This is a genomic window from Faecalibacterium sp. OF03-6AC (genome assembly GCF_003478175.1).
Classification (GTDB): domain Bacteria; phylum Bacillota; class Clostridia; order Oscillospirales; family Ruminococcaceae; genus Faecalibacterium; species Faecalibacterium taiwanense.
Map to the genome: position 1 here is coordinate 1 of NZ_QUEN01000007.1, position 413 is coordinate 413.

Sequence of the window (413 nt, forward strand, 5' to 3'; positions counted from 1 at the left end):
GTGGGCTTATGCGGTATTAGCAGTCGTTTCCAACTGTTGTCCCCCTCTTTGAGGCAGGTTCCTCACGCGTTACTCACCCGTTCGCCACTCGCTCGAGAAAGCAAGCTCTCTCTCGCTCGTTCGACTTGCATGTGTTAGGCGCGCCGCCAGCGTTCGTCCTGAGCCAGGATCAAACTCTTTATAAATGATATTTATCACTTAAAAGTGTTAAATCTTGTTCGCTCAGCACGCAATCGCTTGCGTCCTGTGTGAATTACTTTTGGAATTGTTTTAAGTGTTTTTCCAAACACATAAAGGTTCCTTACAAGTTTTTCGATATTGTTCAATTTTCAAGGTCCTGTAGCGCCTCAGCCTTGCGGCTGACGACCTGTTTATTTTACCACCGAAGCGGTTTTTTGTCAAGCCTTATTTTT

Annotated in this window: 1 rRNA gene; it reads right to left on the minus strand. The window is 45.5% G+C overall.

Features of this window, described 5'->3' with window-relative positions:
* Nucleotides 1-185: ribosomal RNA gene (locus tag DXA66_RS09115) — 16S ribosomal RNA — on the minus strand; the annotation flags it as partial.
* Nucleotides 186-413: the final 228 nt, after the last annotated feature.